Origin of the sequence: Acidiferrimicrobium sp. IK (genome assembly GCF_025499425.1) — a bacterium.
In the GTDB taxonomy this organism is placed as follows: Bacteria; Actinomycetota; Acidimicrobiia; order Acidimicrobiales; family Palsa-688; genus Acidiferrimicrobium.
In genome coordinates this window covers 163,665-179,472 of record NZ_JAIMCB010000007.1, presented here as the reverse complement: position 1 = coordinate 179,472, position 15,808 = coordinate 163,665, and the positions used below count along the sequence as shown (strand labels likewise).

Sequence of the window (15,808 nt, the reverse complement as noted above, 5' to 3'; positions counted from 1 at the left end):
ACATCCCTCACCTGATCGTCAGGACGTCTCGGACGGCCCAGGCGACTCAAGGTCGTGTCGCTGCGCGGGGCGGCCGGGACCGCTCACGAGACCCGACTGACCGCTCCTCGGACCGCTACGGGTGTGTCGGTGATGATCACGTTGACCCCCGCGTCGGCCAGCCGCGCGGCCAGCTGGAGATCGTTGACCGTCCACGCCACTGCTGCGAGTCCCGCAGCGCGGATCGCGGCGACTTTCTCCACGGAATCCGCGGTAGCCAGGAAGTGGATCCCCCAGTAACCGCGCCCGGCCAGGTCGGCCAGAGCCCGTGGGGGCGGCACGTCGACGCAGAGATGCCCGATCCTCGCGTCGAGGCCGACGGAAAGCATCTCCCGCGTCGCGACCGGCGAGAACGAGGAGACGACCATCCCGGGCCCCCCGGATCCTGATTGGCCCGACCGGGTGTTTAGATATGACCCAAGCGCCGCTCCCAGGCGGGCCTGTTCGGCCTGAGGGGAGTCCGGCGCCACCTTGAGCTCGATGTTCAACGCGGCTCGCCCGACTGCCGCCAGCACCTCTTCGAGACGGTCGAACTGGTCGAGCGATCCCGCCGTGCAGCGGTCCACCGGTCCCGCTGGGGTATCGCGGTCGTGGGTCATGACGAAGACCCCGTCGGCACTGAGCCACGTATCCGTCTCCACTCCGTCAACCCCAGAACCAAGCGCATTGGCCACCGCGTCGATGGTGTTGTCGACGAACAGGGATGACGAGTCGACCCGACCCCGATGCGACCACACCTGGATCCCCCCAGACGCACCGAGCGGGGATGCCGCCACTGCCGACTCGGCCGCTGCGAGCCTCGGTGTTGCCATCGTCAGTCGATCCCGGCCATCAGTCCCCGGACGAACCAGCGTTGCATCGCCAACACCACGAGCACCGGGGGCAGAAGCGCCAGAAGGGCGACAGACATAACCAGGTCCCATTGGGGAATGGCGAAGCTCTGCGCCGCACTGATTATCTGCCTGATGCCCATGACCACCGTACTGTGCTGGGGGCTGGAGGTGACCAGGAGCGGCCACAGGTATTGGTTCCATCCGTATATGAACTCCAGAACGAAGATCGCCGCGAGGGTGGGACGGGCTAGCGGCAACACGATGGTAGTGAGGAAGCGAATAGGACCGATGCCGTCGAGACGGGCGGCATCAGCAAGCTCCTGGGGGAAGCTCTGGAAGTATTGCCGGAAGAGGAACACCGCCGTGGCTGAGGCGATGAGCGGAAGGATCAGCCCCCCCTGAGTGTTCAAGAGCCCGAGGTTGGCGGTCACCTGGTAGGTCGGGAAGAACCTCACCTCCACCGGCAGCATGAGGGTGATGAATATGAGCCAGAACATGATCATCCGGCCGGGAAAGCGGAAGAAGGTGACGGCGTAGGCGGCCGGGACGGACAGAATCAGCTTGAACACCGCCACGGCCAGGGCCAGGATCAACGAGTTGAGCATCATCGTCGCAAGCGACGGGGAACCAGGAAACGGATGCGCGACCACATAGCCGAGATTGGCGCCCAGGCGCCCGCCCGGCAGAACCGGTACTCCCGAGAGGGTGTCGCGGGCTGGGTGCGAGGCGACGACGAACGCCAGGTACATGGGTGCCGCGAGCAGAGCCGCGAACACGATCAGCGTCGCGTGCCGGGCCACCTTCACGATGTTTTTCTTCACCTGTAGTGAACCCTTCGGTTGAAGACCTTGAACTGCACCACCAGCAACGCCCCAGCCAAAACGAACAGCAGCATGCTCTCCGCCCCGGCGAGCCCGACGTCGCCGTTTTGGAAGCCGTCCCGGTAGAGCATGTACACCAGGGTGGTCGTGGACCCGCCTGGACCGCCCTGGCTGATGACATCGATCACCGCGAAGCTGCCGAAGAGGGCGGCCAGCACGTCCGACACGGTGACGAACAGCACCGTGGGGCCAAGCAGCGGGAAGACGACCTTCCAAAAGCGCGTGACCGGCCCGGCCCCGTCCATGGTCGCGGCCTCCACCACGGCGTCGGGTATCGATTGCAGCCCGGCGGAGAAGAACACAAAGTTGTAGGCGCTTTGCTGCCAGATCGTCAGGGCGCAGACCAAGGCGAACGCCTGGGTACCCGACAGAGCGAAGTTCCAGTGAACCCCGAGCGCTTCGAGCGCCCGGGCACCGGGCCCGACCTTGGGTTCGAACAGGAACAGCCACAGCGCCGCCCCGATCGCCCCGGGCACTGCGTATGTCCAGATGAACAGCGTCCGGTACACCGGTCGCAGCCGCCCGGTCGATTCGACCTGGACCGCGAGGAAAAGACTGATCCCCATCGATACCAGTGTCGTTATGGCTGTGAAGGTGGCCGTCACCTCGACGGCCTGCAGGTAGCCCCCATGCAGCGCGGAGCCGAAGTTGGCCAGCCCTGAGAACCGGGCGCCCAGGCCAAAGGCGTTCGACTGCCTGAACGCCTCCAGCAGGGCCTTACCGGAGGGCCAGATGAAGAAGATGACGACAACCACCACTTCCGGCAGGATCAATGCTGCCGGGAGCAGCCGGTGCTTGAACACCGGAGGCACCGGCGACGCCGCCGATCTCCCGGTGGGCTCGGCCCGTGAGGCCCGGCGACGACCCCACCGGCCGAGGGCCGGGCTGCCGTGCTCGCGCCCGGCCCGCCGGGCGATCCCGCCCCGGCGTCGGGGACCTCCGGCCGGGCTGAGCGGAGTCTCGGTGGCGGGAGCGTCAACCGCCATACTGGCTGGCGAACTGCGCCAGGATGGTGTTTCCCTGGGTCTCCGCGGAGCTCACCGCCGCCGCAGCCGACTGCTTGCCTGACAGGACCGCGGCGATGGCCGAGGCCTCAACCTGGCGTACCTCCGGTAGGTACCCGAGCCGGATCCCACGGCTGTCGGCAGTCGGCGCCTTGTTGGTCAGCTCCTTGACCGCAACCAGATCGTTCGGGTGGCTGCTGTAGAAACCCTGCGACGAAAGTAGGCTCGACCCGGCGGGTGTGACCGGGACGTAGCCGGTGTTCGACGCCCAGTACGCCTGCGACTGGGCCGACATCAAGAAGTGGAGGAACTCCGCGTCACCTCGGTAATGGACTGCGGGAGCACCGCTCATGACCCAGAGGGACGCCCCGCCTACAACGGTGTTCTGCGGGGCTGCCTTGTCGCCCGCGACGACCGGAAGCTCGGCTACCCCGAACGGGAACTTGGCGGCGGCCTCGATGGTGTTGAGGCTGGCCGAGCTCTGCTCGTACATAGCGCAGGTGCCGTTGGTGAAGAGCGGGACAGTCGAGGTGCTCACGCCGTTCCAGATGTACTCGCCCTTCGACGCCAGCCGACCGAGCAGAGCCAAGTGGTCGACTATCGGTGCCGAGTTGATCTTCAGCTGCATGCCCTTGATGCCGGTGTACCCGTTCTGGTGGTTGGCGTAGGGGTAGCCGTTCCAAGTCGAGAACTCCTCCATATCGGTCCACATCACGTACGCCCCCGAGGAGGAAAGGGCGCACTTCTGCCCGTGGGCGGCGAGGACGGAGGCGTCGGACTCCAGCTCGCTCCACGTGGTCGGAGGGGTGCTGATGCCCGCCGCCTGCAGCTCTGCCTTGTTGTAGTAGAGGACAGGAGTGGAGCTGTTGAACGGCATGGAGTCCAGTTGGTCGCCGCTGGTCTCGTAGTAGCTGGCTGCCCCGCCGATGAAACTGCCGGTCGAGAACGGGATCTTGTATTCCGACATCAGCTTGTACACCGGCACATAGGAACCAGCCGAGTCCATGATGGTGGCGGTCCCTGCGTCGAAGATCTGGCTTATGTCCGGCGCGGCATGAGCCTTGAAAGCCGCGATGGTGTCGGAGAGCACCTGCGAGTAGGAGCCCTTGTACACAGCCGTCACCCGGTACTGGCTCTGCGAGGCGTTGAACTGCGACACCAGATGGTCGAAAGCGGTGCCGAGACTGCCGCTGAAAGCGGTCCACACGTTGAGATCAACGGTGTGACCCGGCGCTGGCGCCGGCGCGGCCGCAGCTGCAGAAGTCTTGGTCGGGCTACCGCAAGCTGCGGTGGCAATCCCCATCGAGATCGCCGCCGCAGCCACCGCCACAGCGCGCGGCCTCGAAACGTTGAATCGCACCAGAAGTCTCCCTGTCGGTCTAGCTCGCCGGTCCGCTGGTGGACTGGGCGGTGTGAAGCTAGAGAGCGACCGTTAAGCCAGGGAGTCCCGAAGGCAACCAACCGCTTAACACTTGGCCAATCTGGCAGGCGCTTCGGCCCACCGCGCCGGTTCTCGCCGGCGGGCATAGCTTCAGACGATGGCCTCGCCGGTACCGGCGTCGAAGAAGTGCAGGCGGTCTGGGTCGACACCGAAACGGACCATCTGCCCGATCGTCACCGCGGCCCTCGGTTCGGCCCGGGCTATACCCGTGTCGGACGCGCCAACCCACCCTTCCTCGGCCGCCTCCCCGTCGGCAACACCTACATCTTTCAAGTCGGCCCGTTCCGCGTCGAAGGAGAAGTGGACGAGCATCTCGGAGCCGAGCGATTCGATCAGCTCCACCCGACCCTCCAGGCACCCGTCCCACACCTCCGCCGCCTGCGGCGGACCACCCAAGTGGAGATCCTCCGCCCTGATCCCGACCACGACCGGCCGCCCCGCGTAGCGCACCAGCCCCGGGCGGCCCCGGCGTAGCGATTCGGGCAGAGAGATCGACTGGCTGCCGACATGCACCGAGGCCGAGCCCTGCCCGAGGGCAGCCCGATAGAGGTTCATGGCCGGCGAGCCGATGAAGGCGGCGACGAATAGGTTGGCGGGGCGGTCGTAGAGCACCTGCGGTTGGTCGCACTGTTGAAGGCGCCCGCCGCCGAGCACCGCCACGCGGTCCCCCATCGTCATCGCTTCGGTCTGGTCGTGGGTGACATAGATGGCGGCCACGCCGATACGCCGCTGGATGCGCGCCACCTCCGCCCGCATCTCCACCCGCAACTTGGCGTCGAGGTTCGAGAGCGGCTCGTCCATCAAGAACACCCTGGGATCGCGCACGATCGCCCTTCCCATGGCCACCCGCTGGCGCTGGCCACCCGAGAGCTGGGCCGGCTTGCGGTCGAGCCACTCGGTGAGCCCAAGGACGTCGGCGGCGGCCCGGACCTTCTCCTTGGTCTCGGACTTCGACAGCTTGCGCAACTTCAGGGAGAAGCCGATGTTGTCCGCGACCGTCATGTGAGGGTAGAGGGCGTAGTTCTGGAACACCATAGCCACGTCCCGCTCCCGAGGCGTGACCTCGTTGACCACCCGGCCTCCGATGCTCAGCGTCCCAGAGCTGATGTCCTCTAGTCCTGCGACCATGCGCAGAGCGGTTGTCTTGCCGCAACCGGACGGCCCCACGAGGACCATGAACTCCCCATCGGCTATATCGATGCTCAGGTCGTGCACGGCCTGGAAGCCGTTGGGGTAGCGCTTCGACACCCGGTCAAGCGTGATTGACGCCACTGGTTCCCTTCTCCGATTCCACGAGCAGCCCCACGTACGGGACCGGCGTTTGGCCTCCGACAACCCGCTCCGGCGCTGCACCGCCTGGACAGTAAAGTCGGCAGCGGCTCGGGCCGTGGGCTCCCCTGGCCCGTCCCACCAACGATTCGGCCAGTGTTCACCCTCGGTACGCCCGAAGGACAGCCACAAGACCACAAGCGGCTGGGATGCCAGGTGTGGCGACGTCAGCGGGCCTGGGTGGCCACATCCGCCGGGGCTCGGCCCAGGCCCTGGCCGCGAAGGTGGACAGCCCCGATCCGCACGCTGCGAGTGCTCGTCCCCTCCATCTACCTGGCCGCGCTCGTTTCGGCTGCGGTAGCGACGACCCTCGACGGGGTCGATCCGGGCCTTGCTCCGCGCGGCGTGGGGATTGCTGCCTTCGTCGTTTGGAGGCTCTTGATCCTTTAGGTGGGGGGTCCTGGTTGAGGGTCCACCAGTGGGGCCCGTGGCCTCACCAACCTGAGTGCTGTCGAAGGCAACAGGTCAGGAGGCCACGGGTGGATGTTGAGGTTACGTCGGTGCTGTTCGGGTTGCGCGGGTTCACGCCTGTGCACGCGGCGGAGGACGCTGAGGGCGGGGAGCTGGTGGTGACTGTCGAGACGGCGACGCCGGTGTTGGCGTGCCCGGATTGCGGAGGGTTGAGGACCTCGTGTCCATGGCCACCAAAAAGTCCGCACTTATGGCCATGGAAAGTCCGCACTGGTGGCCATGAGAGTGTCGGCAGTGTTGACGTTGTAGGCGTCCGCACCTCTCGCTGAAGCATCCACCTTGGGGTCTCCCCGGCCGGTCACGGTGGCGGTGCAAGCCAACCGCCGGACCGACCGAGGGGACACCTCCATGAAATCAGCGAGGGAACAAACGGACATGCACGCCGCCTACAAGGAGCTCGGCTCCTATCGGGCTGCCGCCGAGGTGTGCGGCAGCACGGACAAGACTGTTAGGAGGGCGGTGGCCCGGGCCACTGCCGCTGGGGAGGCGCCGGGCGCTGGTGCGGTCGAGCACAACTATGACGACGTCGCCGCGGTGATCGCCGAGCGGGTCGAGAAGACCAAGGGGAAGATCACGGCCAAGCGCCTGCTGCCGACGGTTCGGGCCGCGGGTTACACGGGGTCGGCGCGCAACTTGCGCCGGGCGGTCGCCGACGCGAAGGCGCAGTGGCGCATCGACCACCACCGGGGCCGGCGCCCGGGGGTGTGGACGCCGGGGGACATGTTGGTGTTCGACTGGGGCGAGATCGGCCCGCTGTTCGTGTTCTGCGCGGTGCTGGCGTGGAGCCGGTTCCGCTTCGTGTGCTTCGCCGACAACCTGGGGGCCGACGCCACCCTGTCGGCCCTGGCGCAGTGCATGGAGACGATCGGCGGGGTGCCCAAGACCCTGTTGACCGACCGGATGGGGTGCTTGAAGGCGACCACGGTGGCCGGCCTGGTCGTGCCGACACCGGACTACGTGCGTTTCGTCTCCCACTATGGCACCCGGCCGGATTTCTGTCTGGCTGCGGACCCGGCGTCGAAGGCTTGGGCAACTGACTGCACCTCCTGGTGGGATGTGGGGGAAGCCGTAGTGGCTTGATTGGTGGTCATCGGCGCCGAGGGGGCCGGACCCATCCTGCTGCACGCCGTCGGGTGGCGTAGGCGCCGGTGCGGCAGGACACGCAGCAGTACTTTTGGCGTTGACCTTGGCTGCAGCGTTCGGGTATGGGTTTGCCGCAGTGGGCGCAGGCGATTGTGGCCACCGGTTGAGGTGGCGCGTAGAGCCGCTCGTGCTTTTCGTTGTAGACGACTGAGACGAGCTGGCCCCGGGAGGCCCGGTCTTTGACCGTTTGGGGATGCACTCCCAGGGTCTCGGCCATCTCGTCGAGTGTGAGCATGCCTCGCCGGCGCAGCCGCTCTCGGCGGGACCCGAGACCGTGTGTCTTGCGGATCTTCCAGACGATCCAGATGGTGAAGCGGTCGCCGACGGGGGGCTGGTATCCGGCGGCGTCGAGAGCGGCCGCTATCTCCGAGTCGGTGTGGTCGTCGATGAGTCGGTCGATCTCGGTCACGACGGCGGGGTCGAGTTTGCGGAGGTCGGTGATCGACCTGGGGCGAGCCAGCTTGAGGCTGCGGGTGTCTCCGCCGCGGAAGCGCACGTGTATGTCGAGTACGTGGTTGCCGAGCAGCAGGGTGACGTCGTTGATGAGCAGTCGGGCCATGCGTTTGCGTTCGCGTGCTGGGGTGTTGGGGTCTTGCCAGAGGCGGGGGAAGTCGGTGGCGAGCGCCAGGATGCGTTCCCGATTGTTGTCATCGATGAGGGCGTCGCCTTGGCGTTGACGCTCGTAGTCTTCCTGAGCGATGTCGAGGGCGCGGAGCTTGTTGTTCCATTCTGCTTCGAGGGTGGCGGCGACGAGACGGTTGTCGGGATCGACGCGCAGGTAGCGCCGCTGGGCCAGGTCGGCTTCGTAGCGGGCTCGTTCGATCTGGTGGCGGCGCATGCGGTCGGTCTCGTCGGCCCGGGAGGCAAGTTCGTCTTGGACCGACAGCGCGACCTCTAGCGCGAGGGGGGTCATCGTGTCGACCAGCAGGTTTGCGATGGCCCGGTCGACATCGGCGCCGACTACCCGCTGGCAGGGGGACTGGGCTCGTTTGATGCCTTCGGACTGGCAGCAGTATTGGGGGACGGGCTGGCCGTGGCGCATGTAATAGCGGACGGTCATGCGCCCGCCGCAGCGTCCGCAGACAGCCAGGCCTTGGAGGAGGGCCGGTCCTTCGCGGGGCGGTCCGTGACGGCGCTCGGCGCCATAGGCGGCGGAGTTGGCCCGCAGCCGGGCCAGGTTCTGTTCGTGTTGCTCCCAGGTGATGTAGCCGGGATGGGCGTCGAGGATGAGCGTGTGCCATTCGTCGCGGGGAAGACTGTGACGCAGGCCGCTGGGTTGGCCGGGCTTGGTCGTCCGGGTGCGCCCATAGGCGAAAGCTCCGGCGTAGCGGGGGTTTTTCAACACGTTGAGGGCTCGATAGTGCAGCAAAGCTCCCCAGGCCAGCTCGCCTTTGTGCGGGCCTGACTGGGTCCGGCGGGGGAAGAGCAGGCCTTGTTCGCGAAAGGCGCGCACGGTGCCGGTGGCCGATCCGGTCCGGCGGAACGTCTCGAAGAACTGGTGTATGGCTTGTTGCACGGATTGGTCGGGATCGAGGATCACCTTGGCGGTGGCGTCATAGACCAGGCCGACCGGCAGGGGGACCTCGAGCTCCCCGCGGCTGGCCTTGGCCAGCTGGCCGCCGATGAGCCGGGCCCGCAGCACATGAAGTTCCGCTTCGGACATGGTCCCCTTCATGCCCAAAAGCAGGCGGTCGTTGAAATGCGACGGGTCATACAGGCCGTCCTCGTCGAGGATCAACGTGTTGGCCAGCGCACAGATCTCCAACAGCCGGTGCCAGTCCGAAGAGTTGCGGGCCAGGCGGGAGACTTCCAGGCCGAGGACCACGCCGACCTCTCCGACGCCGACCGCGGCGACGAGACGCTGGAAGCCGGCCCGGTCGGCGTCCGCCCCGGACTGGCCCAGATCGGAGTCGATCACCACGACCTGGTCGGGCTTCCAGCCCAACGCCACCGCCCGTTCACGCAGCGCGTACTGCCGCTTGGTCGACTCGGTGTTCTCCAACACCTGGCGCAGGGTGGACTGGCGGACATACAGGTATGTTCTTTTGGGGTCAGCGGGGGCCTCCTTCACACCTGGCGAAAGGTTGTATTGGCAGTCGTGGAAGTCGTCTGTTGGGTTGACGGTCACACCCCGCACGTATGTTCGGTCCCGTGGAGTTCTGGGCTCAACGGACGGTCTCGCCTCTGGATGGGCGGGAGGGCTGGACGGTCGTCGATGACCGCTATGTGGAGCACCGTCGAGCCGGCGAGTATCTGCGAGTACTTGTCGTCGGCGAGGGTCGCTCGCCGGGAACGGCTCGGACCTACGCGGGGCGGCTGGCTCTTTACTTGACCTGGGCGGCGGGGGCCGGGGTGGAGGAGATGTCGCCGACCGTCGAGCAGCTGGCTGGCTTCGCCCGCTGGCTGGAGCGCACCCCCTCGCGCAAGCATCGGCCGGGCGGCAACCGGCGGCAAGCCCCGGGCGCGAGCGTGTCGACTCTCGCACCGGCCCGTTCGCCAGTGACCGTCGATGGGATCTTGATCACGGCCGTCGAGTTTGTTCGCTTCGCTGCTTCACGTGGCTGGAGCGACGCAGCGGCGGCCGAGGCGTTGAGTGTGCGAGCCGAGCTGCGGTTCCCCCCGGCGCGCTGGGATCGAGGGGAACGGACCGGCCGCACGGTGGTCAACCGCCGCAGGGTCCGCCGCCGGCGGGTTGAGCAGGCGCCGGCCACCTTGGCCAGAGAGCAGGTGGGCTCCCTGGTGGATGCCTGTGCCAACGTCCGGGACCGTTTCGTGGTCGAGGCTCTTTACGCCACCGGACTGCGGGTGGCGGAGCTGTGCGGGCTCCACCTGGCGGATCTGCATCTGGTGCCTTCTGCGGTCCATCTCGGCTGCAGGGTCGCCGGGCCACATCTGCACGTGCTGCGCCGTGAGGATAACGAGAACGGGGCGCTGGCCAAGTCCGTCTACCCGAGGGTAGTTCCGGTGACCAGGGACCTGGTGTGGCTGCACGACGCCTATCGCGCCGAGCGCGACGCTGTGGCCGAGGCCGACGAGAGCGACTACTTGCTGGTGAACCTGTGGCGGGCGCCGCGGGGGCGGGCGTTGTCGGTGGGCTCGGTGGAGGTGATGGGACTCGAACCCACGGCCTTCGCATTGCGAACGCGACGCTCTTCCAGCTGAGCTACACCCCCGTACGGGAAGTCACAGCCTAGCGCAGCGGGAACTGCGCCTCACGACGACGGCGGCCGGGCCGGCGAGCCGGCAGGCAGGTTGGCCTCGAGCGCGGCTTGGAGCCGCTGTTGGAGCAGCGTCGTGGTCAGATCGCTGCGGGAACGTTCGAGCACCGCTCTCAGGGCGTCGTTGGTCCGCCGCAGGCCGCCGGTGACCGCGTCTGGGAAGTCGACGCCGGCGAGGAGCTCGTAGACGTCCTCCATCGCCGCCAGGAGATCTTCGGCTACCGCGCTGTCGCCGCCCCGGAGCCGGTCGAGGAGATGGCGGCGCAACTCCGAGGCCGCCTCGGCCAGCCCGTTGAGCCACGCCGGCAGCCCGACCCCGAGCTCGGAGGCGGAGGGCAGCGGAGCGCCGGCGACGAGGGCCTTGGTCAGGACCGCCTCGGAGAACTCCTTTTCGGCATCGTGGAGGAAACCGGCGTAGGCCACCGCCGGGAAAGGCGACAGGGCGTCTTGGGCGCCGCGCAAAGCGTGCTCGCATTCGGCCAGGTGCCGGTCCACGTCCTCGGCTTGGCGGCGATGCACCGCCCGGATGGCGCTTCCCGCCGAGCGGATGGTGCGCCGGCAGGCGGCGAGGCCCGCCTCGCGGGCCGCGTTGACGTCGCCGAGGCGGCTGCGGATGTCGTCAGACAGCTCGGCCAGCTCGGGCCGCCCAGTCGGTCCCCGGTGCTCGACGTCGGGGCCGGGGCGGCCTGGGTCCTGCAACGGATGCTGCGGGGGCAGGCGGTGCTAGTTGGCGGCCCGGCGCATGGCCAGCTCGCCGTAGCTGCCGTACCCGTAGCCGCCGTAGCCCTGACCTGACGAGGAGCCAGCCTGGGTGTGGGAGCGCCGGCCGGCCGGGCGCCGGCCTCCGGCGGCTCCGTAGCCGGCGGCGGCATACCCGGCGGGGATCTCGCCGGTGTTGTCGTAGGCCGTGGCCCGCGCCGCACGCTCGCGGGGCATGTAGGTGAGCTTCATGTCCCGCTCGGCGGCAAGGTTGCGCATCCGGACCAGCAGGGCGACGTAGGAGGCCATCGCCAAGTCGGAGACGACTTGCAGCATGATCAGGCTGCCGGAGCGGGTGGCGGCGGCCATGACCAGGGTGGCGACGACCGCTACGGCCAGCAGGAACAGCACGTCGCGGCGGCGCTTGAGAGTCTGGCGGCGGCGCAGGTCGGCGCCGCCGGGAGCGGCGGCCATCGAGCGGCGGGCCTGGCTGCTCGGCGGGCGGGGCGGCCCTTGGATCCCGGCCGGGGGCCGGTAGGCGGGCACCATCTGCGGTCCCCGCAGCCGGTTAGCCGGGCGGACCGTGACGGGGGCGGTGCGCTCCAACACCCGGAGATGGCGGCGGAAGGTGCCGACGGAGTCGCCGAAGGTCCCCTGCGCCCGGGAGCGCAACCACCACACGAGGAAAGCTCCCCATACGAGTGCCAGGACCAGCAACATGAACGTCAAACTCCTACGCCTGCTTTCGGTTCAGGAACCGTAAACCCCTGGCCTCCGTGAACGGTGGATACCCGCTCTCCGGGAGCCCTGGCCGGCTCTACTACTCGTGCGTACCCCGACCTGCGGGGCGATGGGAGGAGGCTAGTGCCCTCGTGCGAGGGCCGCCAGCGGTACCTGCCCGGCCGGCACGGAGGTCAGCTGAGCGGGTCGTCGGCGCCGTCGCCGATCAGCTCGTCGATGTCGTCGTCGAGGCTGGTGAAGTTGGCCGGCGGGGTGTTGACCAGCGGCTGGTCCAGGCTCTCGGCGGGACGGCGCCACTGGCCGCTGCGGCCGCCGGTCTTCTCCCAAAGCGCCAGCTCGCCGATCACCATCGAGCGGTCCGCGGACTTGCACATGTCGTAGATGGTCAGCGCCGAGATGGAGCAGGCGGTCATGGCCTCCATCTCCACCCCGGTGCGGTCGACGGTCTCCACCTGGGTTTCGACCTCGACGAAGTTCTCGCCGATCTGGAAGTTGATGGTCACCGCCCCGACGAGCAGCGGGTGGCAAAGCGGGATCATGTCGGCGGTGCGCTTCGCCGCCTGGATGCCTGCGATGCGCGCCGCGCCGAGCACGTCGCCCTTGGACATCGCGTTGCTGGCCACCTTGGAGGTGGTCTCCTGCTTCATGAAGACCTTGCAGCGGGCGATGGCCCGCCGGTGGGTGGCCTCCTTGGGGGTCACATCGACCATGCGGGCACGGCCGAGGGGGTCGATGTGTGTCAGGCCACGGTCAGACATGCACGCCAGTCTACTGGCGCGTCCCGGGGCCGCCGGAGGTCGGTCGTTACCCGCCGATCTGGCTCATCGAGCGCGCCGGGCGGATGAACTGCACCTTTCCGATGCTGTGCCCGGCCCATTTGCGGCCGACCTCGGCCTCGATCGCCGCGGCGAGGTCGTCGTCGCTGCCCCCGCTGCGCAGGACCTGACGCAAGTCGGTCTCCCGCACCGCGAACAGGCAGTTGCGCAGCTGGCCTTCGGCGGTTAGACGCACCCGGTCGCAGGTAGCGCAGAACGGCTGGGTCACGCTGCCGATCACCCCGATGTGCCCGGCGCCGTCGGCGTAGGCGAAGCGCTCCGCGGGGGCGGACCCCCGCTCCACGGGAGCCAGCGGCCAGCGGGCGGCCACCGTCTCGAGGATCTCCCTGGCCGGCACCACTTGGGCGCTGCTCCACTGGCCGTCGCCGTCGAGGGGCATCCACTCGATGAACCGGACCTCGACGCCCTTGTCCCTGCCGAATCCGGCGAAGTCCTGGATCTCGTCGTCGTTGACGCCGCGCACGACAACGCAGTTGACCTTGACCGGCTCGAAACCGGCCTCGACGGCTGCGTCGATGCCGGCCAGCACCTTGTCCAGGGCGTCTCTCCCGGTGATGGTGGTGAAGCGCTCGGGGCGCAGGCTGTCGAGGGAGATGTTGATCCGCCGCAGACCGGCGCGGTGAAGGTCCGCCGCCGAGAGGCCCAGCGTGGCGCCGTTGGTGGTCATCGACAGGTCGACGCCGAGCGCCGCCAGGCGCGACACGAGCACCGGCAGATGAGCGCGCACCGTCGGCTCGCCGCCGGTGAGGCGGATGCTGCCGAAGCCGTATCGCTCCACGCAGACCCGGGCGACCCGCTCGATCTCCTCGTAGGAGAGGATCTCGTCGCGGGGCAGCCACTGCATGCCCTCGTGGGGCATGCAGTACGTGCAGCGGAAGTTGCACCGGTCGGTGATCGAGATGCGCAGGTCCCGGACCGTGCGGCCGTGGGGATCGATCAGCTGAACAGGCACCCGACGAGCCTACGCCCGCAGCGGCGCCCAATCGAGCGCCGCGGCCGGTCACGGGTGGAGCAGGAGGATCGACGCTTCCCCGCCGGCCTCGACGCCGGGGCCCGGGGGTACCACGGCGAGGGCGTCGGCCACCGCCATCGGCCACAGCAGGTTGGACGCCTGCCCCCCCGCGGTACGCACGTGGTAGCGCCCGTCGGGGCCGACCGCGGCGAGCACCCGGGTGTAGTTGGTGCGGCCGTCGGCCCGGCGCCGCAAGCTCCCGTCGTCGGCCACCGCGGGGATGAGCGGCCGGTGCAGCGCCTGATCGGGGTGGCCGGCCATGCGGCGCAGACCGGGGCGGGCCAGAAGCTCGTAGCTCACCATCGACGACACCGGGTTGCCCGGCAGCCCGAAGATCGGCACGTCGCCGATGGCACCGAACGCGAAGGGCTTCGCCGGGCGGATGGCGATCTGCATCCAGGCCATCGCCGCCAGGTCGTCGAGGACCTTCTTGACGAAGTCGAAGTCGCCCATCGACACGCCGCCGCTGGTGAGGATGGCGTCGCAGCGCTGCGCCCCTTCCTCGAGTCGGCGGCGGATGTCACCCTCGTCGTCGCGGGCGATGCCCAAGTCCACGGCCCGGAACCCGTCCCGGCGCAGCAAACCGAGCAGGGTCCGGCGGTTGGAGTCGCGGATCTGGCCCGGTTGCAGCGGACCGGAGCCCTCGACCAGCTCGTCGCCGGTCGACAAGACCCCGACGACGGGGGAGGGCACGACCGGCACCGGGTCGCGCCCGGCGCTGGCCAACACGCCTAGGTGGCCGGCGCCGAGGGCGACGCCTGCGGGAAACACTTCCTGACCGGCGGCGAGGTCCTCGCCGACGGGGCGGATGTGCGCGCCGGCGACCACCGGCTCGGAGACCAGCACGTCGTCACCTTCGGTGCGGGTGGTCTCGACGATGGCGACGGCATCGGCGCCGGGAGGGAAGGGGGCGCCGGTCATGATCCGCACCGCCTGGCCGTCGCCGACCGGGATCAGCCCCGGGGCACCGGCCGCGATCGTGCCGATGACCCGCAGGCGCGCCGGGCGGGCAGCGGACGCGTCTGCGAGGTCGCCGGCACGCACCGCGAAGCCGTCCATCGCCGAGTTGGCGAACGGCGGCACGTTGTCGGCGGCGACCACCGCCTCGGCCAGCACCAGGCCCAGAGCGTCGTCGAGGGCGACGGCGGCCGATGCCTTGGGCCGGCACGCGGCCAGGACCCGGGCCTGGGCCTCTTCGAGCGGGATCACGGCCGCGACAGGCGCTGCTCGAGGAACGCTCGGAACTGCGGCCCGAGGTCCTCGCGCTCGAGGGCCAGCTCGACGGTGGCCCGCAGGTAGTCCAGCTTGTTGCCGGTGTCGAAGCGGCCCTCGGTGAAGGTGTAGCCGAGGACCCCCTCGGTGCCGAGCAGCGTCTTGATGGCGTCGGTCAGCTGGATCTCGCCGCCCTTGCCGGGCTCCTGCTTCTCGAGCACCTCGAAGATCGACGGGGTCAGGATGTAGCGGCCCATCACCGCCAGGTCCGACGGGGCCGACTCCGGGTCGGGTTTCTCGACGATGTCGGTGATCCGAACCACCGACTCCTCGACCGGCTCCGCGGCGGCGCAGCCGTAGAACGCGATCTCCTGGCGCGACACCGGCTTGAGAGCCACGATCGACTGCTGGTGGCGGTGGTAGGCGTCGAGCATCCCGGTGAGGACCCCGGCGCGCTGGTGCATGATGTCGTCGCCGAGGAGGACCGCGAAAGGCTGGTCGCCGACGTGTTGGGCGGCCACTCCGATGGCGTGGCCGAGCCCTTTGGGTTCGCCCTGGCGGATGTAGTGGATGTTGACCATCTCGGCGATGCGGCGCATCTCCTCGAGCTCCTGGGTCTTGCCCTTCTGCTCGAGGAAGTACTCCAGCTCGAAGCTGCGGTCGAAGTGATCCTCGAGGCTGCGCTTGGAGCGGCCGGTGATCATGAGCACGTCGGTGATGCCCGCCGCCACAGCCTCCTCCACGACGTACTGGATCGCCGGCTTGTCGACCAGCGGCAGCATCTCCTTGGGCTGGGCCTTCGTCGCAGGCAGGAACCGGGTCCCCAGACCGGCGGCGGGGATCACGGCTTTGGTCACCGAAAGGGCCATCAGCTTCCTTCTCTCGCGTGCGGGCTCCGGAGTTCTACCACCGGAGGGCCCGGTGACTCCCCGGGCCGGTACACTTGGCA

At 68.6% G+C, this 15,808-nt stretch carries 14 protein-coding genes, 1 tRNA gene and 1 pseudogene; 2 read left to right on the top strand and 14 right to left on the bottom strand.

Going from position 1 to position 15,808, the window contains the following annotated elements:
* Positions 1 to 83: 83 nt before the first annotated feature.
* The 5 genes from K6U06_RS13430 to K6U06_RS13410 form a co-directional block, all read right to left on the bottom strand.
* Positions 84 to 851: a glycerophosphodiester phosphodiesterase gene (locus K6U06_RS13430; RefSeq protein WP_262322454.1), complete on the bottom strand. Its 768-nt coding sequence runs from the start codon at positions 849 to 851 to the stop codon at positions 84 to 86.
* Between the two features lie 2 nt (positions 852 to 853).
* On the bottom strand, positions 854 to 1,693 hold the full coding sequence (gene ugpE / locus K6U06_RS13425) for a sn-glycerol-3-phosphate ABC transporter permease UgpE (RefSeq protein WP_262322453.1): 840 nt from the start codon (positions 1,691 to 1,693) through the stop codon (positions 854 to 856).
* The gene (locus K6U06_RS13420) at positions 1,690 to 2,739 is read right to left on the bottom strand and encodes a carbohydrate ABC transporter permease (RefSeq protein WP_262322452.1); all 1,050 of its coding nucleotides are present in this window, start codon (positions 2,737 to 2,739) and stop codon (positions 1,690 to 1,692) included. The genes ugpE and K6U06_RS13420 overlap by 4 nt, the downstream gene beginning before the upstream one ends.
* Positions 2,729 to 3,964 carry an extracellular solute-binding protein gene (locus K6U06_RS13415; protein ID WP_262322451.1) on the bottom strand — a complete coding sequence of 412 codons (1,236 nt, stop codon included), beginning with the start codon at positions 3,962 to 3,964 and terminating at the stop codon, positions 2,729 to 2,731. The genes K6U06_RS13420 and K6U06_RS13415 overlap by 11 nt, the downstream gene beginning before the upstream one ends.
* A 324-nt stretch (positions 3,965 to 4,288) precedes the next feature.
* Positions 4,289 to 5,470 (bottom strand): ABC transporter ATP-binding protein, encoded by a 1,182-nt coding sequence (locus K6U06_RS13410; protein ID WP_262322450.1) that lies wholly within the window; start codon positions 5,468 to 5,470, stop codon positions 4,289 to 4,291.
* An 876-nt stretch (positions 5,471 to 6,346) separates the two neighbouring features.
* Between K6U06_RS13410 and K6U06_RS13405 the strand changes: the two genes are divergently transcribed.
* Positions 6,347 to 7,078: a DDE-type integrase/transposase/recombinase gene (locus tag K6U06_RS13405; protein ID WP_262322449.1), complete on the top strand. Its 732-nt coding sequence runs from the start codon at positions 6,347 to 6,349 to the stop codon at positions 7,076 to 7,078.
* Positions 7,079 to 7,085: 7 nt separating this feature from the next.
* Here K6U06_RS13405 and K6U06_RS13400 read toward each other — a convergent pair whose 3' ends face one another.
* Both K6U06_RS13400 and K6U06_RS13395 read right to left on the bottom strand, forming a co-directional pair.
* Complete coding sequence (locus K6U06_RS13400; protein WP_262322448.1) at positions 7,086 to 9,269, bottom strand: recombinase family protein; 2,184 nt, start codon at positions 9,267 to 9,269, stop codon at positions 7,086 to 7,088.
* A 196-nt stretch (positions 9,270 to 9,465) separates the two neighbouring features.
* Positions 9,466 to 9,666, bottom strand: coding sequence for a hypothetical protein (locus K6U06_RS13395; RefSeq protein ID WP_262322447.1), 201 nt, complete (start codon positions 9,664 to 9,666; stop codon positions 9,466 to 9,468).
* On the opposite strand from K6U06_RS13395, the pseudogene K6U06_RS24715 reads away from it, so the two are divergent.
* Positions 9,611 to 10,204: pseudogene (locus tag K6U06_RS24715) on the top strand (tyrosine-type recombinase/integrase); the annotation flags it as partial. The gene K6U06_RS13395 and the pseudogene K6U06_RS24715 overlap by 56 nt on opposite strands.
* Before the next feature lie 37 nt (positions 10,205 to 10,241).
* Here K6U06_RS24715 and K6U06_RS13390 read toward each other — a convergent pair.
* From K6U06_RS13390 to galU, 7 genes are all read right to left on the bottom strand, one after another.
* A tRNA-Ala gene (locus K6U06_RS13390) sits at positions 10,242 to 10,314 on the bottom strand.
* A gap of 39 nt (positions 10,315 to 10,353) precedes the next feature.
* Positions 10,354 to 11,058: a hypothetical protein gene (locus tag K6U06_RS13385; RefSeq protein WP_262322446.1), complete on the bottom strand. Its 705-nt coding sequence runs from the start codon at positions 11,056 to 11,058 to the stop codon at positions 10,354 to 10,356.
* Positions 11,059 to 11,082: 24 nt separating this feature from the next.
* Positions 11,083 to 11,778, bottom strand: coding sequence for a hypothetical protein (locus K6U06_RS13380; RefSeq protein ID WP_262322445.1), 696 nt, complete (start codon positions 11,776 to 11,778; stop codon positions 11,083 to 11,085).
* Between the two features lie 194 nt (positions 11,779 to 11,972).
* Positions 11,973 to 12,557, bottom strand: coding sequence for a cyclic pyranopterin monophosphate synthase MoaC (gene moaC, locus K6U06_RS13375; RefSeq protein ID WP_262322444.1), 585 nt, complete (start codon positions 12,555 to 12,557; stop codon positions 11,973 to 11,975).
* Positions 12,558 to 12,603: 46 nt separating this feature from the next.
* Positions 12,604 to 13,587 (bottom strand): GTP 3',8-cyclase MoaA, encoded by a 984-nt coding sequence (moaA, locus tag K6U06_RS13370; RefSeq protein WP_262322443.1) that lies wholly within the window; start codon positions 13,585 to 13,587, stop codon positions 12,604 to 12,606.
* 48 nt (positions 13,588 to 13,635) lie between these two features.
* Positions 13,636 to 14,856, bottom strand: coding sequence for a gephyrin-like molybdotransferase Glp (gene glp / locus K6U06_RS13365; RefSeq protein ID WP_262322442.1), 1,221 nt, complete (start codon positions 14,854 to 14,856; stop codon positions 13,636 to 13,638).
* Positions 14,853 to 15,728: a UTP--glucose-1-phosphate uridylyltransferase GalU gene (galU, locus tag K6U06_RS13360; protein ID WP_262322441.1), complete on the bottom strand. Its 876-nt coding sequence runs from the start codon at positions 15,726 to 15,728 to the stop codon at positions 14,853 to 14,855. Before galU ends, glp begins: the two co-directional genes overlap by 4 nt.
* Between the last annotated feature and the right edge of the window lie 80 nt (positions 15,729 to 15,808).

Bases quoted from the DNA above. Each gene is read 5' to 3' on its own strand.
- moaC (WP_262322444.1), bottom strand. From the start codon at position 12,557: ATGTCTGACCGTGGCCTGACACACATCGACCCCCTCGGCCGTGCCCGC.
- galU (WP_262322441.1), bottom strand. From the start codon at position 15,728: ATGGCCCTTTCGGTGACCAAAGCCGTGATCCCCGCCGCCGGTCTGGGG.
- K6U06_RS13420 (WP_262322452.1), bottom strand. From the start codon at position 2,739: ATGGCGGTTGACGCTCCCGCCACCGAGACTCCGCTCAGCCCGGCCGGA.
- K6U06_RS13380 (WP_262322445.1), bottom strand. From the start codon at position 11,778: ATGTTGCTGGTCCTGGCACTCGTATGGGGAGCTTTCCTCGTGTGGTGG.
- K6U06_RS13405 (WP_262322449.1), top strand. From the start codon at position 6,347: ATGAAATCAGCGAGGGAACAAACGGACATGCACGCCGCCTACAAGGAG.
- K6U06_RS13430 (WP_262322454.1), bottom strand. From the start codon at position 851: ATGGCAACACCGAGGCTCGCAGCGGCCGAGTCGGCAGTGGCGGCATCC.